Source organism: Streptomyces sp. NPDC054887 (assembly GCF_053610585.1).
Map to the genome: position 1 here is coordinate 1 of NZ_JBSGYQ010000070.1, position 25,360 is coordinate 25,360.

A 25,360-nucleotide genomic window follows, 5' to 3' on the forward strand; every position below is an offset into this window, starting at 1 on the left:
CGCTCGCACCGGCCGCTGTCGCGTCGTACGGCGGTGATCACGCCGGAGCGGGTTCCGCCACGGAACCAGGCACCGGCCTGGTCTCCGGCAGCAGCGCGAAGCACCCGAGGCTCAGCAGAGCGATGGCGGTGAGGTACACCGCGACACCCCACGGTGGGCCGTCACCGCGCGCCACCGCCGTCGCCACCATGGGGGTCAGCGCGCCGCCGAGCACCCCCGCCAGGTTGTAGCCGACGGCCGCGCCCGTGCAGCGCACCCTCGGCTCGTACAGCTCCGGAAGGTACGCGGCGATCACCGCGAACATGGTGACGAACGACAACAGCGCCCCCAGCAGGCCCAGGAACATGAGCAGCGGCTCGGCCGTGCCCAGCAGGGCGACCATCGGGAACATCGAGAGCGCCGCCGCCGCGCAGCCCGCCAGGCACAGCGGTCTGCGCCCGTAGCGGTCGCCCAGCATCGCGACGAACGGGGTGACCACGCCCGTCACCGCCACGGCCGCCATGATGCAGGCGAGCATGACCGTACGGCTGACGCCCAGGTGTTCCGTCGCGTACGCGAGGGACCAGGTCGTCACGGCGTAGAAGACGGCGTACCCGACGGCGAGCGCGCCGGCCGTGAGCAGCACCAGCCTCCAGTGGTCGCGGGCGACTTCGACGAGGGGGACGCCCGCCCGCTCGTCGCTTTCGGCGAGCCGCGTGAACTGCGGCGTCTCCGCCAGGGACGTACGCAGGAGGAGTCCGCCCGCGGCGAGCAGGCCCGCCGCCCAGAACGGCACGCGCCACCCCCAGGACGCGAACTGGGCGTCGGTCAGCGAGGCCGAGAGGGCGAGCATCGTGCCGTTGGCGAGGAGGAAGCCGACCGGGGGACCGACCTGCGGGAAGCTCGCCCACAGTCCGCGCCGGTTCTCGGGAGCGTGTTCGGCGGTCAGCAGCACCGCGCCGCCCCACTCGCCGCCGAGACCCAGTCCCTGGAGGAAGCGCAGTACGAGAAGCAGCACGGGCGCCGCCACTCCGATCGACTGGTACGTCGGTACGCAGCCGACGGCGACGGTCGCGATTCCCGTGAGCAACAGGGAGGCGAACAGGACAGGACGGCGTCCGTAACGGTCACCGATGTGTCCGAAGACGACAGACCCGAGCGGTCGTGAAATGAAACCGACGGCGAAGGTGCCGAACGCCGCGAGCGTTCCCGCGAGCGGCGAAAAGGTCGGGAAGAAGAGGGGCCCGAGAACGAGCGCGGCCGCTGTTCCGTAGACGAAGAAGTCGTAGAACTCGATCGCTGTTCCGGCGAGCGACGCGGCCGCGAGGCGGGTCATGGAGGGAGGTCGTTCCTGGCGCATGCGGCCACAACTACCCGACCCCGTCAGCGGTTACGGGACGCACCGGAGTAGTCGTACCGGCCGCGCGCGACGCATCACCCCTGCGAGCGAAAGCGCACGGTACGGCGCCCGCCTACCAGCCGCGCTCGCGCCACTCCGGCAGGTGCGGGCGCTCGTTCCCGAGCGTGGTGTCGTTGCCGTGCCCGGGATAGACCCACGTCTCGTCGGGGAGCGCGCCGAAGAGCTTCTCCTCGACGTCGTCGATGAGACTCGCGAACGCCTTCGGATCCTTCCACGTGTTGCCCACGCCGCCCGGGAAGAGGCAGTCGCCGGTGAAGACGTGGGGATGCCCGTGCGGGTCGTCGTAGACGAGGGCGATGGAGCCCGGGGTGTGGCCCACCAGGTGGCGGGCGGTGAGTTCGGCGCGGCCGACGCGGACGGTGTCGCCGTCCTCCAGCGGTACGTCGGTCGGCACCGGGATGCCCTCCGCGTCGTACCGGCCCGCGTACGTGCGCGCCCCGGTCGCCGCCACGACATCGGCGAGTGCCTGCCAGTGGTCGCCGTGGCGGTGGGTGGTGACGACGGACGCGATGCCGTCGTCACCGATCAGGCTCAGCAGGGTGTGCGGCTCGGCCGCCGCGTCGATCAGCAGCTGCTCCCCGGTGTGGCGGCAGCGCAGCAGGTACGCGTTGTTGTTCATGGAACCGACGGCGACCTTGGAGATCATCAGGTCCGCGAGCTCGTGCACGTTCGCAGGACCGCCGACCTTCACCGCTCCGCTGTACGTCATGGGCTCAGCCTATAGCGGCGGCAGCGCGGGGAGGGGGGCGCCGGCGGTGTCGAGAGCGGCGCCGTCACGCCGGCCCGCGAGCCAGCCCAGCAGGTCCGCGGCGCTGCCGGTGACGCTGACGGGACCGCCTTCGGTGCTTCCCGTGCGCCACTGCCGTCCGTCGGTGGCCGACAGCGCGACGGCGGGCACGCCGGGGGCCCCCGTGAACCGGTCCGCGAGGAACGCGATCTCGCGCCCCGTGAACTCCTCCGGCAGGTCCTCCAGCTCGTACCCGATGCCCAGGTCCACGTGGTGCAGCTCCACCTCGACGAGGCGGCGGAAGGGGAGGCGCGAGGCCGAGTCCGTGACGCCGTTGCGCAGGGCGACCGTGCGGGACCAGTCGGCGGGGACGGCGGCCGCCTCGTCGAACCGGGCCGCGCTGTCGCGCACGTCCGCGAGCTGCTCGGCGAGCGGGCGCGGGGCGCCGCTCTCGATGTCGGCGTCGCGCACGGCGGCGTCGGCGTACATGGGACGGCCGGAGAGGACGTTCACGAGCGCGTCCGCGTTGCGGGCGAGGTGGGCGAGTACGTGGCCCCGGGTCCAGCCCGGGAGCCGTGACGGTTGCGTCACGTCGGCGTTGTCCAGTTTACCGGTCGCGGCGAGGAGCCGGTCGGTCGCTTCGCGTACAGAGGCCAGGTCGCGCACGTGATCGTTCATGCCGCCGACATTAGTACCGGTCACACGATCGGGTGAAGCCGTTCGGCCGCGGCCATTATTCGAATGCACGTGCTATACGCTCGTCGTAGGCATCAGGAATCCTTACGACACCGCTGCGGTTACCCCCATAGTCTGAGAACCCGGGGGGCTCAGTCTTCTCTGCCTCTCTCAAGAAAGGTGCGGACCGGCGTGGCCGACCGTCTCATCGTTCGTGGCGCTCGCGAGCACAACCTCAAGAACGTCTCGCTCGACCTCCCGCGTGACTCCCTCATCGTGTTCACCGGGCTCTCGGGGTCGGGCAAGTCGTCCCTCGCGTTCGACACGATCTTCGCCGAGGGGCAGCGCCGGTACGTCGAGTCGCTCTCCTCCTACGCCCGTCAGTTCCTGGGCCAGATGGACAAGCCGGACGTGGACTTCATCGAGGGCCTGTCGCCCGCGGTGTCCATCGACCAGAAGTCGACCTCGCGCAACCCGCGTTCGACGGTCGGGACCATCACCGAGGTCTACGACTACCTCCGCCTCCTGTTCGCCCGCATCGGCAAGCCGCACTGTCCCGAGTGCGGCCGCCCGATCGCGCGCCAGTCGCCGCAGGCCATCGTCGACAAGGTGCTCGAACTGCCCGAGGGCAGCCGCTTCCAGGTGCTGTCCCCGCTGGTGCGCGAGCGCAAGGGCGAGTTCGTCGACCTCTTCGCCGACCTCCAGACCAAGGGCTACAGCCGCGCGCGCGTGGACAGCGAGACCATCCAGCTGAGCGAACCGCCCAAGCTGAAGAAGCAGGAGAAGCACACCATCGAGGTGGTCATCGACCGCCTGACGGTGAAGGACAGCGCCAAGCGCCGGCTCACCGACTCCGTGGAGACCGCTCTCGGCCTGTCCGGCGGCATGGTCATCCTCGACTTCGTCGACCTCCCCGCGGACGACCCCGACCGCGAGCGGATGTACTCCGAGCACCTCTACTGCACGTACGACGACCTGTCGTTCGAGGAGCTTGAGCCCCGGTCCTTCTCCTTCAACTCCCCCTTCGGCGCCTGCCCCGACTGCACCGGCATCGGCACGCGCATGGAGGTCGACCCGGAGCTGATCGTCCCCGACGAGGACAAGTCCCTCGACGAGGGCGCGATCAACCCCTGGTCCCACGGTCACACCAAGGACTACTTCGCTCGCCTCGTCGGCGCGCTGTCCGACGCCCTCGGGTTCCGTACGGACATCCCGTGGGCGGGACTGCCGCAGCGTGCCAAGAAGGCCCTGCTGCACGGTCACAAGACGCAGATCGAGGTCCGCTACCGCAACCGGTACGGGCGCGAGCGGGCGTACACCACGGCCTTCGAGGGCGCGGTGCCGTTCGTCAAGCGGCGGCACTCCGAGGCCGAGAGCGACTCCAGCAGGGAGCGCTTCGAGGGCTACATGCGCGAGGTGCACTGCCCCACCTGCAACGGCACGCGCCTCAAGCCCCTCGTCCTCGCGGTCACGGTCATGGAGAAGTCCATCGCCGAGGTCGCCGCGATGTCGATCAGCGACTGCGCGGAGTTCCTGGGCCGGCTGACGCTGAACGCCCGCGACAAGAAGATCGCTGAGCGGGTGCTCAAGGAGGTCAACGAGCGGCTGAAGTTCCTGGTCGACGTCGGCCTCGACTACCTGTCGCTCAACCGCGCGGCCGGCACCCTGTCCGGCGGCGAGGCCCAGCGCATCCGGCTCGCCACCCAGATCGGCTCCGGCCTCGTCGGCGTGCTCTACGTCCTCGACGAGCCGTCCATCGGCCTGCACCAGCGGGACAACCACCGCCTCATCGAGACACTGGTCCGGCTGCGCGACATGGGCAACACCCTGATCGTCGTCGAGCACGACGAGGACACCATCAAGGTGGCCGACTGGGTCGTCGACATCGGCCCGGGCGCCGGCGAGCACGGCGGCAAGGTCGTCCACAGCGGCTCCCTCAAGGAACTGCTGGCCAACGAGGCGTCCGTCACCGGTCAGTACCTCGCCGGCAAGCGGGCCATCGCCATGCCGGACATCCGCCGCCCCACGGATCCGGCGCGCCGGCTCACCGTGCACGGCGCACGCGAGAACAACCTGCGCGACATCGACGTGTCCTTCCCGCTCGGCGTGCTGACGGCCGTCACCGGCGTCTCGGGTTCCGGCAAATCGACGCTGGTCAACGACATCCTCTACACGCACCTGGCGCGGGAGCTGAACGGCGCCCGTACGGTGCCGGGCCGCCACACGCGGGTGGAGGGCGACGATCTCGTCGACAAGGTGGTCCACGTCGACCAGTCCCCGATCGGCCGGACGCCCCGGTCCAACCCGGCGACGTACACGGGCGTGTTCGACAACGTGCGCAAGCTGTTCGCGGAGACGATGGAGGCGAAGGTGCGCGGCTATCTGCCGGGCCGCTTCTCCTTCAACGTCAAGGGCGGCCGCTGCGAGAACTGCTCGGGCGACGGCACCATCAAGATCGAGATGAACTTCCTGCCGGACGTGTACGTCCCGTGCGAGGTCTGCCACGGGGCGCGCTACAACCGGGAGACCCTGGAGGTCCACTACAAGGGCAAGTCCATCGCCGAGGTGCTGGACATGCCGATCGAGGAGGCCCTGGACTTCTTCGAGGCCGTCCCCACGATCGCCCGTCATCTGCGGACCCTCACCGAGGTGGGCCTCGGGTACGTCCGCCTCGGACAGTCGGCGCCGACGCTTTCGGGCGGTGAGGCGCAGCGCGTGAAGCTCGCCTCCGAGCTCCAGAAGCGGTCCACGGGCCGCACGGTGTACGTCCTGGACGAGCCGACCACGGGTCTGCACTTCGAGGACATCTCGAAGCTCATCAAGGTGCTGTCGGGCCTGGTCGACAAGGGCAACTCGGTGATCGTCATCGAGCACAACATGGACGTCATCAAGACGGCCGACTGGGTCATCGACATGGGCCCCGAGGGCGGCAGCGGCGGCGGCATGGTCGTCGCCGAGGGCACGCCGGAGCAGGTGGCGGCCGTGCCGACCAGCCACACGGGCAAGTTCCTGCGGGACATCCTGGGCGACCGGGTGAGCGACGCGACGCCGGTGAAGAAGAAGGCGCCGGCGAAGAAGGCGGTGGCGGCGGCGAAGGCGGCTCCGGTCAGGAAGACCGCGACGGCCAGGACGGCCACCGCGAAGAAAGTTCCCGGCGCGACCGCGGCGACCAGGGCGGCACGCTCCCGCAAGGCGTGACCCACCTCGGTGCCGTGCGCGTCCGTACGTGCCGAGCGGCCCCTCACCCGAGCCGGGGTGGGGGGCCGCTCGCCGTCGCGCGCGGCGCCGGCCGCGTCAGGCAGCCAGTTCCTTCGCGTACGGCGGGTTCGCGCCCGGGCGCGAGCAGGTGAGCGCGGCCGCACCGGCGGCGAAGGCGAGGACATCGGCCCAGGCGGCCGCCGGGAGCTCCGCCGAAGCCCGCGCCGAAAGGGCCCCGTGCGCCGAGAGCCGGTGCAGGAGCGCCGCGTTCACCGTGTCGCCCGCGCCGATGGTGTCGGCCACCTCCACCCGTACCGCCGGGACGCTCACGCCCTCTCCGCCGCCCCGCGTCCGTACGGTCATCCCGCGCGCTCCGCGCGTCAGCACGACCGCCGCCGGACCGGCCGCGAGCCACTCCTCCACCGACCCGCCCAGCCAGGCCGCGTCCTCCTCGGAGACCTTGAGCAGCGAGACGTGAGGGAGCCAGCCCCGGAACCGGGCCCGGTAGGCGTCCGCGTCCGGGATCAGACCGGGCCTGATGTTCGGGTCGAGCAGGGTGAAGAGCCCGCGCCCCGCCTCCCGCCGCAGCAGCGCCTCGTACGCGCTCGCCCCCGGCTCCAGGACGAGCGAACAGGTGCCCAGAGCCAGGGCCCGCGCCGGCCCGGGAAGCACGGGCGGGAGCGCGAAGAGGCGGTCCGCGCTGCCCTCCGCGTAGAAGCCGTAACCGGCCGATCCGTCCGGGCCCACCGCCGCGACCGCCAGCGTCGTCGGCTCCCGGCCGCGCTGGACCAGCGAGGTGTCGACGCCGGCCGCCCGCAACCCCTCGACCAGGGCCTCGCCGAAGCCGTCCGTCGAGATCCGGGAGCAGAACGCGACATCGGCGCCCAGGCGTCCCAGGGCCACAGCGGTGTTGTACGGCCCCCCGCCGAGCCGCGGCGACAGGGGCGCCAGTGCGCCCGTCCCCTGCGGCACCAGGTCGATCAGGGACTCTCCGGCGACGACGATCACGAGCCGAACGTAACCCATCGCCGCCCTCCGGGACAGCCCGCGCGAGAGCCTCCGATGTCCGCCGGTATCGTCGGGTCTGTCACCAACCCCCTGACCAGTGGAGACCGCATGTCCGGCCAGTCAGCCCCCCGCCGCACCGTGCTGAAGGGCGCTGTCCTCGCCGGCGCGGCCGGCCTGGGCGTGGCGGCCTGCTCCACCGAGTCCAAGCTCGGCCACGCCGAGCCGCTGCCGTCCACGCCCGTGAACCTCGGAGCGGCGGACGAGGTCCCGGTCGGCGGCGCCAAGCTCTACCGCGAGCAGCGGATACTCGTCAGCCGCCCGGCGCAGGGGAAGTACAAGGCGTTCAGCGCGCAGTGCACGCACGCCGGCTGCGTCCTCGACAAGATCGAGAAGCTGGAGGGCAACTGCCCCTGCCACGGAAGCCGTTTCGACGTGACGACGGGGGAGGCGCTCCAGGGCCCGGCGACCGTGCCGCTGCCCGAGATTCCGGTCAGGGTGGAGGGCGGCGACCTCGTCACGGGCGGGGCCGGCGCGGCCACCGGCACCCCTGACGCCTGACCTTCCCGCCGGGCCGCCGCCCCCCTGCGGATCCGCTTCCCGGGCCGAGGCCGCGCGTACGCGCGACACCCGGCCGACCCCGCGTTGTCACTGCCCGCAAGTAGGGTGTGTGGCATGGCAGACCCCTCCAGCTACCGCCCCAAGCCGGGACAGATCCCCGACTCGCCGGGGGTCTACAAATTCCGCGACGAGCACCGCCGGGTGATCTACGTCGGGAAGGCGAAGAGCCTGCGCCCGCGCCTGTCCTCGTACTTCCAGGACCTGGCGAATCTGCACCCGCGCACCCGCAGCATGGTCACCACGGCCGCGTCCGTCGAGTGGACGGTCGTCTCCACCGAGGTGGAGGCGCTCCAGCTGGAGTACTCCTGGATCAAGGAGTTCGACCCCCGCTTCAACGTCAAGTACCGCGACGACAAGAGCTACCCGTCGCTCGCCGTGACGCTCAACGAGGAGTTCCCGCGCGTCCAGGTCATGCGCGGACCCAAGAAGAAGGGCGTGCGCTACTTCGGTCCGTACGGCCACGCCTGGGCCATCCGCGAGACCGTCGACCTGATGCTCCGCGTCTTCCCCGTACGGACCTGCTCGGCCGGCGTCTTCAAGAACGCCGCCAGGACCGGCCGCCCCTGCCTCCTCGGCTACATCGGCAAGTGCTCCGCCCCCTGTGTGGGCCGCGTCACCCCCGAAGAACACCGGGAACTGGCCGAGGAGTTCTGCGACTTCATGGCCGGCCGCACGGGCCAGTACCTCAAGCGCATCGAGCAGGAGATGCACGAGGCCGCCGAGGACATGGAGTACGAGCGGGCCGCCCGCCTGCGCGACGACATAGGGGCGCTGCGCCGCGCCCTGGAGAAGAACGCGGTGGTGTTCAACGACGCCACCGACGCCGACCTGATCGCCGTCGCCGAGGACGAGCTCGAAGCCGCCGTGCAGATCTTCCACGTACGCGGCGGCCGGGTGCGCGGCCAGCGGGGCTGGGTCACCGACAAGGTCGAGGCCGTCGACACGGCGGGCCTCGTCGAGCACGCCCTCCAGCAGTTGTACGGCGAGGAGCAGGGCGACGCGGTGCCCAAGGAGGTCCTCGTCCCCGCCCTGCCCGAGGACGCCCCGGCGGTCTCCCAGTGGCTGGCCGGGCGGCGCGGCTCGAACGTGTCGCTGCGCATCCCCCAGCGCGGCGACAAGAAGGACCTCATGGCGACGGTCCAGCGCAACGCCCAGCAGGCCCTCGTCCTGCACAAGACCAAGCGCGCGTCCGACCTCACCACCCGCTCCCGCGCCCTGGAGGAGATCGCGGAGGCGCTCGGCCTCGACTCTGCCCCGCTGCGCATCGAGTGCTTCGACATCTCCCACCTCCAGGGCGACGACGTGGTGGCCTCCATGGTCGTCTTCGAGGACGGCCTGCCGCGCAAGAGCGAGTACCGCCGCTTCCAGATCAAGACCTTCGAGGGCCAGGACGACGTCCGCTCCATGCACGAGGTGCTCACCCGCCGCTTCCGGCGCTATCTCCAGGAGAAGGAGAAGACGGGGGAGTGGATCGAGGGGAACGGGGCCACCGAGGTGCCCGCGGAGCCGCTGCCGGGCGCGGAGGACGACGGACGGCCCAAGCGGTTCGCGTACCCGCCGCAACTCGTCGTGGTCGACGGCGGGCAGCCCCAGGTGGCGGCCGCCCAGCGCGCCCTCGACGAGCTCGGCATCGACGACGTGGCCGTCTGCGGCCTCGCCAAGCGCCTTGAGGAGGTCTGGGTGCCCGGCGAGGACGACCCGGTCGTCCTGCCCCGCAGCAGCGAGGGCCTGTACCTCCTCCAGCGGGTCCGTGACACGGCTCACGACTTCGCCATCCGCTACCAGCGCACCAAACGGGCCAAGCGCTTCAGGGCGGGCCCGCTCGACGAGGTGCCCGGGCTCGGCGACACGCGGAAGCACGCCCTGATCAAGCACTTCGGTTCGGTGAAGAAGCTCCGGTCCGCCACAATCGACCAGATCTGCGAGGTTCCGGGGATAGGCCGCAAGACGGCCGAGACCGTCGCCGCGTTCCTCGCACAGGCGGCACCGGCCGCACCCGCCGTGAACACGGCGACAGGAGAGATCATTGAGGACGACGAGGAATCCGCGGCCACCACGGCCGCGTTCTCCCCGTCGGAACGGGGGCAGCAGGAATGACCGAGCACGACGGAGACGGAGCACACGTGAGTACGGGCACGACCGGGGAAACCGGCGAGACCGGGCCCAACGGGAACAACGGCGAGGCGGCCGAGGCGGCCATCCCCGAGCTGGTGATCATCTCGGGCATGTCGGGAGCCGGCCGCAGCACCGCCGCGAAGTGCCTGGAGGACCTCGGCTGGTTCGTCGTCGACAACCTGCCGCCCGCGCTGATCCCCACCATGGTGGAGCTCGGCGCCCGTTCGCAGGGCAATGTCGCCCGTATCGCCGTCGTCGTGGACGTCCGCGGCCGGCGCTTCTTCGACAACCTCCGCGAGTCCCTGGCCGACCTCGACGCCAAGGAGGTCACCCGGCGCATCGTCTTCCTGGAGTCCTCGGACGACGCCCTCGTGCGCCGATTCGAATCCGTACGCCGCCCCCACCCGCTCCAGGGCGACGGCCGGATCACCGACGGCATCGCGGCCGAGCGCGACCTGCTGCGCGAGCTGCGGGGCGACGCCGACCTGGTCATCGACACCTCCAGCCTCAACGTCCACGAGCTGCGGGCCAAGATGGACGCCCAGTTCGCGGGCGACGACGAGCCGCAGCTGCGCGCCACCGTCATGTCGTTCGGCTACAAGTACGGCCTGCCCGTCGACGCCGACCTCGTCGTCGACTGCCGGTTCCTGCCGAACCCCCACTGGGTCCCGGAGCTGCGCCCCTTCACCGGCCTCAACGAAGAGGTCTCCGGGTACGTCTTCAACCAGCCGGGCGCCAAGGAGTTCCTCGACCAGTACACCGAGCTGCTCCAGCTCATCGCCGCCGGTTACCGCCGCGAGGGCAAGCGGTACGTGACCATCGCCGTCGGCTGCACAGGCGGCAAGCACCGCAGCGTGGCCATGTCGGAGAAGCTGGCCGCGCGTCTGTCCTCGGAAGGCGTCGAGACCGTCCTCGTCCACCGGGACATGGGGCGCGAGTGACCGGACGCAACTTCCGCCTGCGGCGGCTGCGCGGCGGTGATGCCGCGCGCCCGCAGCGCAAGCGCGGCGCCCAGCCCAAGGTCGTCGCCCTCGGCGGCGGCATGGGCCTCTCGGCGTCGCTCACGGCGCTGCGCCGCATCACCGGCGACCTGACCGCGGTGGTCACCGTCGCGGACGACGGCGGCTCCAGCGGGCGGCTGCGCGACGAGCTCGGCGTACTGCCGCCCGGCGACCTGCGCAAGGCCCTCGCCGCGCTGTGCGGGGACGACGACTGGGGCCAGACCTGGTCGCGCGTCATCCAGCACCGCTTCCACAGCAGGGGCGACCTGCACGAGCACGCGGTGGGGAACCTGCTGATCGTCGCCCTGTGGGAACAGCTCGGCGACCACGTCCAGGCCCTGGACCTGGTCGGCCGGCTCCTCGGCGCGCACGGCCGCGTGCTGCCCATGTCGGCCGTGCCCCTGGAGCTCCAGGCGCTCGTACGGGGGCACGATCCGCTGCGCCCGGAGGACGTGGACACCGTCCGGGGCCAGGCGACCGTGGCGCTCACGCCCGGCGAGGTGCAGTCCGTGCACCTCGTCCCGCAGGACCCGCCGGCCGTGCCGGAGGCCGTCGCCGCGGTGCTCGACGCGGACTGGGTGGTGCTCGGGCCCGGCTCCTGGTTCTCCTCGGTGATCCCGCACCTCCTGGTGCCGGAGCTGCTCGACGCGCTCGTCGAGACGAAGGCCCGCCGGGTGCTGTCGCTCAACCTCGCGCCGCAACCCGGAGAAACCGATGGCTTCTCTCCGCAGCGTCATTTGGAGGTTTTGGGACGACACGCCCCTAAACTCGCCCTGGACGTGGTGTTGGCCGACGAGGCTGCCGTGCCCGACCGCGAGTCCCTCGCCGATGCCGCCAAGCGGCTCGGCGCGGCGGTCGAGCTGGCGCCGGTCGCCGCGCCGGACGGCTCCCCGAAGCACGATCCGGAGCTGCTGGCCGCCGCGTACGACCGTATTTTTCGGATGCATGGAAGGATCGGCCCATGGCGATGACGGCAGCGGTGAAGGACGAGATCTCCCGGCTACCCGTCACCCGGACCTGCTGCAGGAAGGCGGAGGTCTCGGCGATCCTTCGGTTCGCGGGCGGGCTGCACCTGGTGAGCGGCCGGATCGTGATCGAGGCGGAGCTGGACGTGAGCTTCGCGGCCCGCAGACTGAAGAAGGACATCCTTGAGATCTTCGGGCACCACTCCGAGCTGGTGGTGATGGCGCCGAGCGGCCTGCGGCGCGGGTCCCGTTACCTCGTACGGGTGGTGGCGGGCGGTGATCAGCTCGCGCGCCAGACGGGTCTGGTCGACGGCCGCGGCCGTCCGATCCGCGGTCTGCCCCCGCAGGTCGTCTCGGGTGCCACCTGCGACGCCGAGGCCGCCTGGCGCGGCGCGTTCCTCGCCCACGGCTCGCTCACCGAGCCCGGCCGCTCCTCCTCGCTGGAGGTCACCTGCCCGGGACCCGAGGCGGCACTCGCCCTCGTCGGCGCCGCCCGCAGGCTCTCCATCGGCGCCAAGGCGCGCGAGGTCCGCGGGGTCGACCGGGTCGTCGTACGGGACGGCGACGCCATCGGCGCCCTGCTGACCCGCCTCGGCGCGCACGAGTCGGTGCTGGCCTGGGAGGAGCGGCGGATGCGCCGCGAGGTCCGGGCCACCGCCAACCGGCTGGCCAACTTCGACGACGCCAACCTGCGCCGCTCGGCGCGCGCCGCGGTCGCCGCCGGCGCCCGGGTGGGGCGTGCGCTGGAGATCCTCGGCGAGGAGGTCCCCGAGCACCTCGCCGCCGCCGGGCGGCTGCGCATGGACCACAAGCAGGCGTCCCTGGAAGAGCTCGGCGCCCTGGCCGACCCGCCGCTCACGAAGGACGCGGTGGCCGGCCGGATCCGCCGGCTCCTCGCCATGGCCGACAAGCGGGCCCAGGACCTGGGCATCCCCGGCACGGAGTCCACGATCACCGAGGAGATGGCCGACGGCCTCGTCGGCTGACGCGCCGCGGGCCCGCCGCCGACGTCCCGCCGGGGCTTCGGCGGCGGGCCGTCCGCCCGGTACGCCCTATTGACATGACCATGGACTGTCATGAGCCTGTCGTCTGTTCACTGACGTGGCAGGCAACGGCAAGGGGGGCTCATGAGACGCAGAGCGAGATCGATCCTCGCAGCGGGCGCATTACTGATCGGCGGTGTGACGGCGGCACCCGCCGCTCAGGCCGACGGAACGGGACGGGCCGGGGCCGACACGGGCGCCGACGCCGTCAAGGTGTTCAACGCCGACGTCACGAAGGAGCAGGTCCCCCTGCTCCTCGCGGCCGGCCAGGACGCCCACGAGATGGGCGAACGCGCCCCGGAGAAGGGCACGGCCCGCGTCGAGCTCTTCCTCACCGACGCCCAGGCCCGGGAACTGGCCGCCAAGGGCGTCAGGAACCTCACGGAGCGCAAGGTCTCGGCGAAGACGGAGTCCCGCATCGCCGCGGCCGGGGACGGCGTCTACCGCCCGTACAGCGGCAAGGGCAATCTCCAGGAGGAGATCGTCAGGACCGGCCAGGCGCACCCGGACCTCACCAAGGTCGTCTCCATCGGCAAGACCGTCCAGGGCAAGGACATCCTCGCCCTCAAGCTCACCAAGGGCGCGAAGAAGACCAAGGACGGCGCCAAGCCCTCCGTCCTGTACCTCTCCAACCAGCACGCCCGTGAGTGGATCACCCCGGAGATGACCCGGCGGCTGATGCACCACTATCTGGACCGGTACGGCAAGGACCGCCGGATCACGAAGATCGTGGACTCCACCGAGCTGTGGTTCGTGCTGTCCGCCAACCCGGACGGCTACGACTGGACCCACGACCCGGCCGGCGACCGCCTCTGGCGCAAGAACATGCGCGACAACGACGGCGACGGCAAGCACACCGCGAGCGACGGCGTCGACCTCAACCGCAACTTCGCCTACAAGTGGGGCTACGACAACGAGGGGTCCTCGCCCAACCCCGCCGGCGCGACCTACCGCGGCGCTTCCCCCATGTCAGAGCCCGAGACCCGCGTGCTCGACCGCTTCCAGAAGCGCATCGGCTTCGAATACGGCATCAACTACCACTCCGCCGCCGAACTGATCCTCTACGGAGTCGGCTGGCAGGTCGCCACCCCGACCCCCGACGACGTGCTCTACAGGGCGCTCGCGGGAACGCCCGAGAAGCCTGCCGTTCCCGGGTACCACCCGCAGGTCTCCTCCGAGCTCTACACCACGAACGGCGAGGCCGACGGGCACGCGGCCAACATCAACGGCACGATGATGTTCACGCCGGAGATGACCACCTGCCAGACGGCGTCGAACATCGACCCCGACGACCGGTGGAAGCCCGAGGACTGCCAGTCCGGCTTCAACTTCCCCGACGACGAGAAGCTGATCCAGGCCGAGTTCGCCAAGAACGTCCCCTTCGCGCTCTCCGTCGCCGAGACCGCCGCACACCCCGACCGGCCCTCCTCGGCCGTCGGCATGGACGCCCCCGACTTCACGGCCGACGCCTTCACCACCTCCTACGCGCGCGGCGGCGACCAGGAGGTCGCCGTGACCGCGCGCAGGTCCGTACGGGACAAGGAGCTCAACTACCGCGTCAACGGCGGCCGTACGCACCAGGAGGACCTGGAGCGCTGGAAGGGCGGTGAGACCTACGGCGGCGAGGACAACCTCTGGTTCGACGAGTACCGCGCCGAGGTCGGGGACGCCGGACCGGGCGACACGGTGGAGGTGTGGTTCACCGGACGCACCAGGGCCGGAAAGCGCACCTCCAGCGAGCACTTCACGTACACGGTCGCGGAGCGTCCCCGGGCGGACACCCTGGTGATCGCCGAAGAGGGCGCACCGGCGCAGCACGCCCAGAAGTACGTCGACGCGCTCCGCGCGAACGGCCGCCGCGCCGTCGTCTGGGACGTCGCCGCCCAGGGCGCGCCGCACGCGCTCGGCGTCCTTTCCCACTTCCGCACCGCGGTCCACTACACCGGCGCGAAGGCGCCCACCGGCCCCACCCAGCTCGCCGTACGGGCCTTCCTGAACGAGGGCGGAAAGCTGATCGAGGCGGGTGAACTGGCGGGCGGCAACGCGGTCGTCGGCCCGGCCGTCACCAACGACTTCAGCCAGTACTACCTCGGCGCCCACGGCCGTGCCAACGCCACCGGGGCCACCGGCTTCAAGGGCGCGGGCACCCTCGCGGGAGCGGACGGCCCGCTCACCGCGGCGCCCGGCAACCCGCTGGACGCGGCGGGCGCGTACACCGTCACCTCGGACGTCCTGCCGGTCGAGCAGTTCCCGCAGTTCCGGAGCGCGCACGCGGGTCTGTACACGGGCGTCGTCAATCCGTACGCCCCGTACGCGGGCCAGTGGATGGCCGCCGCCGCGCACGAGGACAACGACTGGAAGCGCCTCACCCGCACGATCGACCTGACCGGGGTGAGCGCCGCCGACAAGCCGCAGCTGCGGCTCGCCCTCAACTGGAACACGGAGACCGCGTACGACCACGCCGTCCTGGAGGCGCACACCGAGGGCGCCGACGACTGGACCACGCTGCCCGAGGCGGGCGGTGCGACCGGGACCACCGTTCCGGCCGAGTGCGACCAGGGCTACTTCATCAACGGCCACCCCTTCCTGCGCCACTACCTGACCCTGGAGTCCGGCGGCTGCCGGGCGACCGGAACCACCGGCGCCTGGAACAGCTTCACCGGCTCGTCCGGGGGCTGGAAGCAGGTCGCGTTCGACCTCGGCGCCTACGCGGGCAAGAAGGTCGAACTGTCGCTGAGCTCCATCACCGACCCCGGCAGCGGCGGCCGCGGCGTCTTCGCCGACGACGCGCGTCTGACCGTCGGCGGGACCGACAAGGAGAGCGAAGGCTTCGAGACGTCGCTCGGGGCCTGGACGGTCCCGGGCGCACCGGCCGGCAGCCCCGCGGTCGGGGGCGACTGGGCGAGGTCCGGCGAGCTCTTCAAGTCGTACGCGGCGGTCACCACCGGTGACACCGTGCTCTTCGGCTTCGGCCTGGAGCACGTGCCGGGCGCCGGCGAGCGGGCCGCGCTGCTCGGAAAGGCGCTGGGTTCCCTGCGGCGCTGACCGCCCGGTTCCGGCCGCGCCGCTGACTGTCGGTGACCGGTTCCGCCGGGACGCGCCCGGCGGTCCGTATCCCTACTGGGGAGTACGGGCCGCCGGGCCGTGTCCGGGCCCGCTCGATGTCACTCACAGCGCCGCGTAGAGGTAGGGTCGGAAGCGGTCGGGGACATCCCATACATCTCGCCGGCGTCGAAACCCGGCGTACCAACGAGGAGATCGGTTTCGTGACGATCCGCGTAGGCATCAACGGCTTCGGCCGCATCGGCCGCAACTACTTCCGGGCGCTGCTGGAGCAGGGTGCGGACATCGAGATCGTGGCTGTCAACGACCTGGGTGACACTGCGACCACGGCACACCTGCTGAAGTACGACACCATCCTCGGCCGCCTCAAGGCCGAGGTGTCGCACACGGCGGACACCATCACCGTCGACGACCACACCATCAAGGTCCTCTCCGAGCGCAACCCGGCGGACATTCCGTGGGGCGAGCTGGGCGTCGACATCGTGATCGAGTCCACCGGCATCTTCACCAAGAAGGCGGACGCGGAGAAGCACCTGGCCGGCGGCGCGAAGAAGGTCCTCATCTCGGCTCCGGCCAAGAACGAGGACATCACCATCGTGATGGGCGTCAACCAGGACAAGTACGACCCGGCCAACCACCACGTCATCTCCAACGCCTCCTGCACCACGAACTGCGTGGCGCCGATGGCCAAGGTTCTCGACGAGAACTTCGGCATCGTCAAGGGCCTGATGACGACGGTGCACGCGTACACCAACGACCAGCGCATCCTGGACTTCCCGCACTCGGACCTGCGTCGCGCCCGCGCCGCGGCCGAGAACATCATCCCGACCACCACGGGTGCCGCCAAGGCCACCGCCCTGGTCCTCCCGCAGCTCAAGGGCAAGCTCGACGGCATCGCGATGCGCGTCCCCGTCCCGACCGGCTCGGTCACCGACCTCGTCATCACGCTGGAGCGCGAGGTCACCAAGGACGAGATCAACGCGGCCTTCCAGAAGGCGGCCGAGGGCGAGCTCAAGGGCATCGTCGAGTACACCGTCGACCCGATCGTGTCCTCCGACATCGTCAACGAGCCGGCTTCCTGCACCTTCGACTCGTCGCTGACCATGGCCGAGGGCACTCAGGTCAAGGTCATCGGCTGGTACGACAATGAGTGGGGCTACTCCAACCGGCTCGTAGACCTCACGGTCTTCGTCGGCGGCCAGCTCTGATCCGTACGGCAGGCACCTCGATGTGAGTACAGGGCCCGGCAGCGCAACGCGGCGCTGCCCGGGCCCTGTCATGTGTCTTGTCTCCCCAAGGAGTCCAGTAACAGATGAAGACGATCGACGAACTTCTCGACGAAGGGGTCGCCGGCAAGCGGGTTTTCGTCCGCGCCGACCTCAACGTGCCGCTCGAAGGCACGGCCATCACCGACGACGGACGCATCCGCGCCGTCCAGCCGACGATCGAGAAGCTCGCCGCCGCGGGCGCCCGGGTCGTCGTCGCCTCGCACCTGGGCCGCCCCAAGGGCGCCCCGGACCCGGCCTTCTCCCTGGCACCGGCCGCCGCGCGCCTCGGTGAACTGCTCAAGACCGAGGTCGCCTTCGCGACCGACACGGTCGGCGAGTCGGCCAAGGCCGTCGTCGCGGGCCTGGCCGACGGCCAGGTGGCCGTCGTCGAGAACCTGCGCTTCAACGCCGGCGAGACCTCGAAGGACGACGCCGAGCGCGGCGCCTTCGCGGACCAGCTGGCGCAGCTCGCCGACGTGTACGTCGGCGACGGCTTCGGCGCCGTGCACCGCAAGCACGCCTCGGTCTTCGACCTCCCGGCACGCCTGCCGCACGTCGCGGGCGGCCTCATCGCCACGGAGGTCGGCGTCCTGAAGAAGCTCACCGAGGACGTCTCGCGGCCGTACGCCGTGGTCCTCGGCGGTGCCAAGGTCTCCGACAAGCTCGGCGTGATCGACCACCTGCTGGAGAAGGCCGACCGCATCCTGGTCGGCGGCGGCATGGCGTACACCTTCCTCAAGGCCCAGGGCCACGAGGTCGGCATCTCGCTGCTCCAGGAGGACCAGATCCCGACGGTCCTGGAGTACCTTGAGCGCGCCGAGGCCAAGGGCGTGGAGTTCGTGCTCCCCGTCGACGTACTGGTCTCGCCGGAGTTCCCGGACCTCAGGACGAAGGCCCCGGCGAACCCCACGACGGTCGCCGCGGACGCCATCCCGGCCGACCAGGAGGGTCTGGACATCGGTCCCGAGACCCGCAAGCTGTACGCATCGAAGCTCGCCGACGCGGCCACCGTCTTCTGGAACGGTCCGATGGGCGTCTTCGAGCACCCCGACTACGCCGAGGGCACCAAGGCGGTCGCCCAGGCCCTCGTCGACAGCCCGGCCTTCACGGTGGTCGGTGGTGGCGACTCCGCCGCCGCCGTCCGCATCCTGGGCTTCGACGAGAACGCATTCGGCCACATCTCGACCGGTGGCGGCGCCAGCCTCGAATACCTCGAGGGCAAGACGCTTCCCGGCCTCGCCGCACTGGAGGACTGACCCAGCATGACCACGCGCACCCCGCTGATGGCGGGCAACTGGAAGATGAACCTCAACCACCTCGAGGCCATCGCGCACGTCCAGAAGCTCGCCTTCGCACTCGCGGACAAGGACTACGACTTCGTCGAGGTCGCCGTCCTGCCCCCCTTCACCGACCTGCGGTCCGTGCAGACGCTGGTGGACGGCGACAAGCTCAAGATCAAGTACGGCGCCCAGGACCTCTCGGCGCACGACTCCGGCGCGTACACCGGTGAGATCTCGGGCGCGATGCTCTCCAAGCTCAAGTGCACGTACGTCGCCGTCGGCCACTCCGAGCGCCGGCAGTACCACAACGAGACCGACGAGATCTGCAACGCCAAGGTGAAGGCCGCGTACCAGCACGGCCTAACGCCGATCCTGTGCGTCGGCGAGGGCCTGGACGTCCGCAAGGCCGGCAACCAGGTCGCCCACACGCTCGCCCAGCTCGACGGCGGCCTCAAGGACGTACCGGCCGAGCAGGCCGAGTCCGTCGTGATCGCGTACGAGCCGGTGTGGGCCATCGGCACCGGCGAGGTCGCCACCCCCGAGGACGCGCAGGAGGTCTGCGGAGCGATCCGCGGCCGTCTCGCGGAGCTGTACTCGCAGGAGCTGGCCGACAAGGTCCGCATCCAGTACGGCGGCTCGGTCAAGTCCGGGAACGTCGCCGCGATCATGGCGCAGCCGGACGTCGACGGGGCCCTGGTGGGCGGTGCGGCGCTGGACTCCGACGAGTTCGTCAAGATCGTCCGGTTCCGCGACCAGTGAGTAGGCCGTAGGGCCGATCCGTCGTACCCTGGCGGGGGCCGGCACGGCTGTCAGCAGCCGTCCGGCCCTCGTCGTCCGTCTCCGAAGTCCGAAGTCCGAGGAAGTTGGTCCAGCCGTGGTTATGGGGTTCTCGATCGCCCTGATCGTATTCAGCCTGCTGCTGATGCTGCTGGTTCTGATGCACAAGGGGAAGGGCGGCGGTCTCTCCGACATGTTCGGTGGCGGCATGCAGTCGTCGGTCGGTGGTTCCTCGGTCGCCGAGCGCAACCTCGACCGCATCACCGTGGTGGTCGGTCTGATCTGGTTCGCGTGCATCATCGTGCTCGGCCTGCTGATGAAGCTGGACAGCTGACCCGACGTCCGGTACGGAGACGGGAGCGCGGCCTATCATGGGTGCGCGACTCGTGTCCGCGCGGGCGGGGTGCAACTCCGGCCACTGGACGCGCGTTGGGCCCTACGTAGACTGGGGCGCCCGCAGCTGAGCTGTTTCGACGACTCCGCGGCGGCAGCCGCTGACTGACGCAGTCCAGCACATCACGCAGGGAGTTACGACCGTGGCAAGTGGCAACGCGATCCGGGGAAGCCGGGTCGGAGCGGGGCCGATGGGCGAGGCTGAGCGCGGCGAGTCCGCGCCCCGTCTGCGCATCTCCTTCTGGTGCTCGAACGGGCACGAGACGCAGCCGAGCTTCGCCAGTGACGCTCAGGTCCCGGACACGTGGGACTGCCCGCGCTGCGGGTTCCCGGCCGGACAGGACCGGGACAACCCGCCGGCTCCACCGCGCACCGAGCCCTACAAGACGCACCTCGCGTACGTGAGGGAACGGCGCAGCGACGCGGACGGCGAGGCGATCCTCGCCGAGGCGCTCGCCAAACTGCGGGGCGAAATCTAGGATTCGCGGTCCGGCCGGACGCCTTCGGGCGTCCGGCCGGAGCGCTTTCGGCGGCCGATTGTCAGTGGCGGCCCCTACGGTTCTCGAAGCAGGTGAACCGGAGGGGGAGTTGTGACGACGCACCATGCCGCGACGGCGGAGCCGCCCGCGACGCGAAGCCCGGCGCCGGCCTGGCGCGGGGCTTTCGGCCGGCTGTGGACGGCGGCCGTCGTCTCGAAGTTCGGTGATGCGCTGCGCGCCGCCGCACTGCCGCTGCTCGCCGCCTCGCTGACGTCCGACCCCGTACTCGTGGCGCTGGTGACGGCGTGCGGCTACCTGCCGTGGCTGCTGTTCGGGCTGCTCGGCGGCGCGGTCGCCGACCGGGTCGACCAGCGGCGGGCGATGTGGACCGTGGACCTGGTGCGGGGCGCGCTCATGGCCGCGTTCGCGGTGGCGGTCGCCCTCGGCCACGCCTCGATCGCGCTGCTGATCGCCCTCGCCTTGGCGCTCACCACGCTCCAGACCCTCTTCGACAACGCGGCCACGGCCCTGCTGCCCTCGCTGGTGCCCGAGGCCGCGCTGGGCAGCGCCAACGCCCGCCTGCTGACCGGGCAGCAGATCGCGGGCGGCTTCCTGGCCGCCCCGCTGGTGCCCGCGCTGCTGCTGGCCGGCGCGGCATTCCCGTACGCCGTGGACGCCGCGACGTACGTCCTGGGGGCGGTGCTGATCGCCTCCCTGCGGGCGCCGGCGCCGGAGCGGGCGCCGAGAGCGGCGGGCGCCACGCTGCGCGGGGACATCGCCGAGGGGCTGCGGGCGCTGTGGCGCGACCGGGTGCTGCGCGGGCTCTGCGTCGCCACGACCCTGTGCAACGTCGGCATGGCCGCGCTCATCGCCACACTGGTCCTGCACGTCACCGGGTGGCTCGACGGCGGCCCCGGCGGTTACGCGGCGGCCGTCACGGCGTACGGCGTGGGCAGCGTGGCGGGCGGGGTGCTCGCGGGACGGCTCAGCGCGCGCATCGGGCGGGTGGGCAGCGTCCTGGCCGCCGGGGCGGTGCAGGCCGGCTGCCTGGCCGCGACGGGGCTGGTCCGTGAGCTGTGGGTGACGGTCGCCGCGCTCGCGCTGTTCGGCTTCATGGGGCTGGTGTGGAACACCCATCAGGTGACGCTCATGCAGGAGCGCAGCCCCGCCGCGCTGCTGGGGCGGATCGGCTCGGCGTTCCGCACCCTGGCGATCGCCGGCGCTCCGCTCGGCGCGCTGCTGGGCGGATTCGCCGCGTCCGCCTGGGGGCTGAACACGCCCGCTCTGCTGGCCGCCGGGCTCTTCGCGGTGGGCACAGCATCGCTGGCCGCTCTGATCAATTAGGTTGGAGGAGCAGCGGGGCATGCACGCAGGTACGAGAAGAAGTGGGCTGATGTCCGAGATGAACGCAGAAAGCCGTACCAGGCTCAACCAGACCCCCGAGTGGGCCGCTCTCGCGAAGCACCGCGAGCAGCTCGGGCAGACGCATCTGCGAGAACTGTTCGCCGCCGATCCGCAGCGGGGCAGCGCGTACACCCTCACGGTCGGTGACCTCCGTCTCGACTGTTCCAAGCACCTGGTGACGGACGAGACGCTGGGGCTGCTGCGCGAACTGGCCGGGGCGGCCGGGGTGGCGGAGCTGCGGGACGCCATGTTCCGGGGCGAGAAGATCAACACGACCGAGGACCGCGCGGTGCTGCACACCGCCCTGCGCGCCCCGCGCGACGCGGTGATCGAGGTCGACGGCGAGAACGTCGTGCCCGCCGTGCACGCGGTGCTCGACAAGATGGCCGCCTTCGCCGAGCGGGTCAGGTCGGGGCAGTGGACCGGCCACACCGGCAAGCGCATCAGGAACGTCGTCAACGTCGGCATCGGCGGCTCCGACCTCGGACCCGCCATGGCGTACGAGGCGCTGCGCTCCTTCACCGACCGGGACCTGACGGTCCGCTTCGTCTCGAACGTAGACGGGGCCGACCTGCACGAGGCCGTGCACGACCTGGACGCCGCCGAGACGCTGTTCATCATCGCCTCCAAGACCTTCACGACGATCGAGACCATCACCAACGCCACCTCGGCGCGCGACTGGCTGCTGACGAACCTGCGGGCGGACGCCGGCGCCGTCGCGAAGCACTTCGTGGCGCTGTCCACCAACGCCGAGAAGGTCGCCGACTTCGGCATCGACACGGCGAACATGTTCGAGTTCTGGGACTGGGTCGGCGGACGCTACTCGATGGACTCGGCCATCGGCCTGTCGCTGATGATCGCCATCGGTCCGGACCGCTTCCGCGAGATGCTCGACGGCTTCCACCTCGTCGACGAGCACTTCCGCACCGCCCCCGCCGAGGAGAACGCGCCGCTCCTGCTCGGTCTTCTCGGCGTCTGGTACGGGGCGTTCTTCGGCGCGCAGGCCCACGCGGTCCTCCCGTACAGCCACTACCTGTCGAAGTTCACCGCGTACCTCCAGCAGCTCGACATGGAGTCCAACGGCAAGTCCGTCGACCGCGAGGGCAACCCGGTCGACTGGCAGACGGGGCCCGTGGTCTGGGGCACGCCGGGGACGAACGGGCAGCACGCGTACTACCAGTTGCTCCACCAGGGCACGAAGATGATCCCGGCGGACTTCATCGGCTTCGCCCGGCCGGTCGCCGGCCTGCTGCCCGGCCTGGAGGCCCAGCACGACCTGCTCATGGCGAACTTCTTCGCCCAGACGCAGGCGCTGGCCTTCGGCAAGACGCCCGAGGAGGTGCGGGCGGAAGGCGTCGCCGAGGAGTTGGTGCCGCACAAGACGTTCCGCGGCAACCACCCGACCACGACGATCCTCGCGGAGGAACTGACCCCTTCGGTGCTGGGGCAGTTGATCGCGCTGTACGAGCACAAGGTCTTCGTCCAGGGCGCCGTCTGGAACATCGACTCGTTCGACCAGTGGGGCGTCGAGCTCGGCAAGGTCCTCGCCAAGAAGATCGAGCCGGTGCTCACCGGCGGCGGCGCGGGCGGCGAGGAGCTGGACAGCTCGACCGCGACGCTCGCCGCCACGTACCGGACGCTGCGCGGTCGCTGACCGGGCGGAGGGGGAGGCCGGCCGATGACCGGGACCGGGTCCGGGGGGACTCTGCGGCTGAGGCCGCCGAACAACACGCTCGACCGGCGGGCCGTCGGCTGGTGGCGGACCCGGTGCCTCCTGCTGACCGCGGGACCGGTGGCGGTGCCGGCCGTGCTGGGCGCGTTCCTCGCGCCCGCGCGGCCGTGGCTGCTGGTGGCCGCCGGGGCGGTGGCGGTCCTCGGCACGGCCGCCTCCGTCCTCCTGCCGCAGTGGTGGTTCCGGGTGCACCGCTGGGAGGTCACGGACGACGCGGTGTACGTGCGTACCGGGTACGTCTGGCAGGAGTGGCGGATCGCACCGATGTCGCGGATCCAGACCGTGGACACCGTACGCGGCCCCTTGGAGCAGGCGTTCGGGCTGGCCACGGTCATCGTGACCACCGCGTCGTCCAAGGGCGCGGTGAGGATCGAGGGGCTCGACCACGCCCTCGCCGCCGGGCTCGCCGAGCGGCTGACCGTACTGACGCGGGCCACGCCCGGGGACGCGACGTGAGCGTCCCCGGGCGTGGGCAGGGACCGGCCGCCGGTGACGGCTGGCGGCGGCTCGCTCCGCGTACGGTGCTCGCCGCCGCGCTGGTCATGGCGGGCGTCGCGGCCGGTGCGGGGCTGCCCGTGTTCGCCGGGCTCGTCGGCGGCAGACCCGTGTGGCAGGCGCTCGGCTGGGTGCTGGGCGGAGCCGCGCTGGTCGTCGTGGGCGGATCCGCGCTCGACGGTGTGCGGTGGCGCCGGACGCGGTACCGCGTGGGCGCCGAACGGGTCGAACTCCGCACGGGACTGCTGCTCGTCAAGCGCCGCTCGCTGGCGCGCGAGCGCGTCCGCAGCGTCGACCTGACGGCGAACGTGCTGCTGCGGGTCCTCGGGCTGGTGCGGGTCCGCATCGGTACGGGCGAGAACACGGGCGGCGGCGAGTCCACCCTCGAACTCGACGCCGTCACGCGCGAGGAGGGCGAGCGGCTTCGTACGGAGTTGCTGGACCGCGGACCGGCGGGTGCGGCCGGTGCCGTCCCGCAGCGGGAGGGCGAACTCGCGGTCCTCGACCCCGGCTGGATCAGGTACGCGCCGCTGTCGTTCGTGGCCCCCGCGCTGGGTGGCGCGGCGGTGGGCGGCCTGATGCAGGTCAGCGAGTGGTTCGGCGCGCGGGGGCGGCTGATCGGCTGGGCACGGGACCGCTTCCAGGACACACCGGTGCCGTGGATCGTCGTGGTGCTCGTCGCGGGGGCCGGTGCGGCGGGGGTCGTGGGGGCGCTCGGCCTGTGGGCCGAGAGGTGGTGGAACTACCGGCTGGAACGGGAACCCGGAGGCACCCTGCGGGTGCGACGCGGCCTGTTCACCACGCGGTCGATATCCGTCGAGGAGCGGAGGCTGCGCGGTGTGGAGCTCGTCGAGCCGCTCGGCGTGCGCCTGGTGGGCGCGGCGCGGGTCGACGCGGTCGCCACGGGGCTGTCGACGGGGGAGGACGGCGGCGCTCACGCGGATCACAGGACGCTGCTGCCCGCCGTCCCCCGGGCCACGGCGGAGGAGGTGGCGGCCCACGTCCTGCGCGAGTCCGCCTCGCCGACGCGCGCGGCCGGCCTCACGCCGCATCCGCCGGCCGCGCGTACGCGCCGGCTGCGCCGGGCGGCGGGCGCGGCGCTGGCCCCGGTGCTCGTCCTCGCATTCCTCGGCTTGCTGCTGACCGACGCCCTGCTGTACGCGGCCGTGGTGAGCGGCGTGGTGCTGCTGCCACCGGCGGTGCTGCTGGGGCGGGACGCCTACCGCAGCCTGGGGCACGGGGTCAGCGGCGGCTACCTGGTGGCGCGGTCGGGGACGGTGCGGCGGACGACGGTCGCGTTGCAGCGGAGCGGGGTGATCGGCTGGACGATCAAGCAGTCCGTGTTCCAGCGGCGGGTCGGCCTGGTCACGCTCACCGCGACCACCGCCGCCGGGGCGGGCGCGTACTCCGTCCACGACGCCGCCGAGAGCGAGGGCCTGCACTTCGCCGACACGTCGGTACCGGGCCTGCTGGCGCCTTTCCTGGAGCGGTCCGGGGACTGAGCTGCTGCTCGCGCCCCGCCGGCTGGGCACGTACCGGGCGCGCACACGCGGCCCGTGCTTGACGGCCCGGCCGCCGGACCGGTCGGCGTGCCTGCCGAGCGGGGGCGCTGGCCGGGAGCCGAGGGCTGGGACCGGAGAGACGTCCCCGGGGCGGTGGCGGGTGGTCCGGGCGGGGGAGCGCACGACCTTGGTGAGCCGGCGGCTGACCAGCGTTGGTG

General features: G+C 71.5%; 20 protein-coding genes. 16 read left to right on the top strand and 4 right to left on the bottom strand.

What is annotated here, in order from left to right:
* Positions 1–37: 37 nt before the first annotated feature.
* The 3 genes from ACWGH0_RS29235 to ACWGH0_RS29245 all read right to left on the bottom strand — a co-directional run bounded on the left by ACWGH0_RS29235 (position 38) and on the right by ACWGH0_RS29245 (position 2,804).
* A complete protein-coding gene (locus tag ACWGH0_RS29235; protein ID WP_453407260.1) occupies positions 38–1,315 on the bottom strand; it encodes an MFS transporter in 1,278 nt (425 codons plus the stop codon).
* Between the two features lie 136 nt (positions 1,316–1,451).
* Positions 1,452–2,108 carry an MBL fold metallo-hydrolase gene (locus tag ACWGH0_RS29240; RefSeq protein WP_453407261.1) on the bottom strand — a complete coding sequence of 219 codons (657 nt, stop codon included), beginning with the start codon at positions 2,106–2,108 and terminating at the stop codon, positions 1,452–1,454.
* Positions 2,109–2,117: 9 nt separating this feature from the next.
* Positions 2,118–2,804: a maleylpyruvate isomerase family mycothiol-dependent enzyme gene (locus ACWGH0_RS29245; protein ID WP_453407262.1), complete on the bottom strand. Its 687-nt coding sequence runs from the start codon at positions 2,802–2,804 to the stop codon at positions 2,118–2,120.
* A gap of 189 nt (positions 2,805–2,993) precedes the next feature.
* On the opposite strand from ACWGH0_RS29245, the gene uvrA reads away from it, so the two are divergent.
* Positions 2,994–5,999 carry an excinuclease ABC subunit UvrA gene (gene uvrA / locus ACWGH0_RS29250; protein ID WP_453407263.1) on the top strand — a complete coding sequence of 1,002 codons (3,006 nt, stop codon included), beginning with the start codon at positions 2,994–2,996 and terminating at the stop codon, positions 5,997–5,999.
* 96 nt (positions 6,000–6,095) lie between these two features.
* Here the strand turns inward: uvrA and ACWGH0_RS29255 are convergent, their stop codons facing one another.
* Positions 6,096–7,007 carry a carbohydrate kinase family protein gene (locus tag ACWGH0_RS29255; protein WP_453407283.1) on the bottom strand — a complete coding sequence of 304 codons (912 nt, stop codon included), beginning with the start codon at positions 7,005–7,007 and terminating at the stop codon, positions 6,096–6,098.
* A gap of 108 nt (positions 7,008–7,115) precedes the next feature.
* On the opposite strand from ACWGH0_RS29255, the gene ACWGH0_RS29260 reads away from it, so the two are divergent.
* From ACWGH0_RS29260 to ACWGH0_RS29330, 15 genes are all read left to right on the top strand, one after another.
* Positions 7,116–7,565 carry a Rieske (2Fe-2S) protein gene (locus tag ACWGH0_RS29260; RefSeq protein ID WP_453407264.1) on the top strand — a complete coding sequence of 150 codons (450 nt, stop codon included), beginning with the start codon at positions 7,116–7,118 and terminating at the stop codon, positions 7,563–7,565.
* 114 nt (positions 7,566–7,679) lie between these two features.
* A complete protein-coding gene (gene uvrC / locus ACWGH0_RS29265; protein ID WP_453407265.1) occupies positions 7,680–9,722 on the top strand; it encodes an excinuclease ABC subunit UvrC in 2,043 nt (680 codons plus the stop codon).
* Positions 9,719–10,681 carry an RNase adapter RapZ gene (gene rapZ, locus ACWGH0_RS29270; protein WP_453407266.1) on the top strand — a complete coding sequence of 321 codons (963 nt, stop codon included), beginning with the start codon at positions 9,719–9,721 and terminating at the stop codon, positions 10,679–10,681. The genes uvrC and rapZ overlap by 4 nt, the downstream gene beginning before the upstream one ends.
* Positions 10,678–11,712, top strand: a complete 1,035-nt coding sequence (locus ACWGH0_RS29275) for a gluconeogenesis factor YvcK family protein (RefSeq protein ID WP_453407267.1) — start codon at positions 10,678–10,680, stop codon at positions 11,710–11,712. Before rapZ ends, ACWGH0_RS29275 begins: the two co-directional genes overlap by 4 nt.
* A complete protein-coding gene (gene whiA / locus ACWGH0_RS29280) occupies positions 11,703–12,692 on the top strand; it encodes a DNA-binding protein WhiA (RefSeq protein WP_028813910.1) in 990 nt (329 codons plus the stop codon). Before ACWGH0_RS29275 ends, whiA begins: the two co-directional genes overlap by 10 nt.
* Before the next feature lie 141 nt (positions 12,693–12,833).
* Positions 12,834–15,794 carry a M14 family zinc carboxypeptidase gene (locus tag ACWGH0_RS29285; protein ID WP_453407268.1) on the top strand — a complete coding sequence of 987 codons (2,961 nt, stop codon included), beginning with the start codon at positions 12,834–12,836 and terminating at the stop codon, positions 15,792–15,794.
* A gap of 221 nt (positions 15,795–16,015) precedes the next feature.
* Positions 16,016–17,020, top strand: coding sequence for a type I glyceraldehyde-3-phosphate dehydrogenase (gene gap, locus ACWGH0_RS29290; protein ID WP_453407269.1), 1,005 nt, complete (start codon positions 16,016–16,018; stop codon positions 17,018–17,020).
* Between the two features lie 104 nt (positions 17,021–17,124).
* Positions 17,125–18,336 carry a phosphoglycerate kinase gene (locus ACWGH0_RS29295; RefSeq protein WP_453407270.1) on the top strand — a complete coding sequence of 404 codons (1,212 nt, stop codon included), beginning with the start codon at positions 17,125–17,127 and terminating at the stop codon, positions 18,334–18,336.
* A gap of 6 nt (positions 18,337–18,342) precedes the next feature.
* On the top strand, positions 18,343–19,119 hold the full coding sequence (gene tpiA, locus ACWGH0_RS29300) for a triose-phosphate isomerase (RefSeq protein WP_453407271.1): 777 nt from the start codon (positions 18,343–18,345) through the stop codon (positions 19,117–19,119).
* 121 nt (positions 19,120–19,240) lie between these two features.
* Positions 19,241–19,471, top strand: a complete 231-nt coding sequence (secG, locus tag ACWGH0_RS29305) for a preprotein translocase subunit SecG (RefSeq protein WP_214974604.1) — start codon at positions 19,241–19,243, stop codon at positions 19,469–19,471.
* A 202-nt stretch (positions 19,472–19,673) separates the two neighbouring features.
* Positions 19,674–20,009, top strand: coding sequence for an RNA polymerase-binding protein RbpA (locus ACWGH0_RS29310; protein ID WP_010352468.1), 336 nt, complete (start codon positions 19,674–19,676; stop codon positions 20,007–20,009).
* 111 nt (positions 20,010–20,120) lie between these two features.
* A complete protein-coding gene (locus tag ACWGH0_RS29315; protein WP_453407272.1) occupies positions 20,121–21,353 on the top strand; it encodes an MFS transporter in 1,233 nt (410 codons plus the stop codon).
* A 58-nt stretch (positions 21,354–21,411) separates the two neighbouring features.
* Positions 21,412–23,067, top strand: coding sequence for a glucose-6-phosphate isomerase (gene pgi, locus ACWGH0_RS29320; RefSeq protein WP_453407284.1), 1,656 nt, complete (start codon positions 21,412–21,414; stop codon positions 23,065–23,067).
* Positions 23,068–23,091: 24 nt separating this feature from the next.
* On the top strand, positions 23,092–23,601 hold the full coding sequence (locus ACWGH0_RS29325) for a PH domain-containing protein (RefSeq protein ID WP_453407273.1): 510 nt from the start codon (positions 23,092–23,094) through the stop codon (positions 23,599–23,601).
* Complete coding sequence (locus tag ACWGH0_RS29330) at positions 23,598–25,142, top strand: PH domain-containing protein (RefSeq protein WP_453407274.1); 1,545 nt, start codon at positions 23,598–23,600, stop codon at positions 25,140–25,142. Before ACWGH0_RS29325 ends, ACWGH0_RS29330 begins: the two co-directional genes overlap by 4 nt.
* Positions 25,143–25,360 lie beyond the last annotated feature (218 nt).

Excerpts from the sequence above, each read along its gene's own strand:
- ACWGH0_RS29235 (WP_453407260.1), bottom strand. The coding sequence starts at position 1,315 with ATGACCCGCCTCGCGGCCGCGTCGCTCGCCGGAACAGCGATCGAGTTC.
- ACWGH0_RS29240 (WP_453407261.1), bottom strand. The coding sequence starts at position 2,108 with ATGACGTACAGCGGAGCGGTGAAGGTCGGCGGTCCTGCGAACGTGCAC.
- ACWGH0_RS29245 (WP_453407262.1), bottom strand. The coding sequence starts at position 2,804 with ATGAACGATCACGTGCGCGACCTGGCCTCTGTACGCGAAGCGACCGAC.
- ACWGH0_RS29260 (WP_453407264.1), top strand. The coding sequence starts at position 7,116 with ATGTCCGGCCAGTCAGCCCCCCGCCGCACCGTGCTGAAGGGCGCTGTC.
- uvrC (WP_453407265.1), top strand. The coding sequence starts at position 7,680 with ATGGCAGACCCCTCCAGCTACCGCCCCAAGCCGGGACAGATCCCCGAC.
- rapZ (WP_453407266.1), top strand. The coding sequence starts at position 9,719 with ATGACCGAGCACGACGGAGACGGAGCACACGTGAGTACGGGCACGACC.
- whiA (WP_028813910.1), top strand. The coding sequence starts at position 11,703 with ATGGCGATGACGGCAGCGGTGAAGGACGAGATCTCCCGGCTACCCGTC.
- ACWGH0_RS29285 (WP_453407268.1), top strand. The coding sequence starts at position 12,834 with ATGAGACGCAGAGCGAGATCGATCCTCGCAGCGGGCGCATTACTGATC.
- ACWGH0_RS29295 (WP_453407270.1), top strand. The coding sequence starts at position 17,125 with ATGAAGACGATCGACGAACTTCTCGACGAAGGGGTCGCCGGCAAGCGG.
- tpiA (WP_453407271.1), top strand. The coding sequence starts at position 18,343 with ATGACCACGCGCACCCCGCTGATGGCGGGCAACTGGAAGATGAACCTC.
- secG (WP_214974604.1), top strand. The coding sequence starts at position 19,241 with ATGGGGTTCTCGATCGCCCTGATCGTATTCAGCCTGCTGCTGATGCTG.
- pgi (WP_453407284.1), top strand. The coding sequence starts at position 21,412 with ATGAACGCAGAAAGCCGTACCAGGCTCAACCAGACCCCCGAGTGGGCC.
- ACWGH0_RS29325 (WP_453407273.1), top strand. The coding sequence starts at position 23,092 with ATGACCGGGACCGGGTCCGGGGGGACTCTGCGGCTGAGGCCGCCGAAC.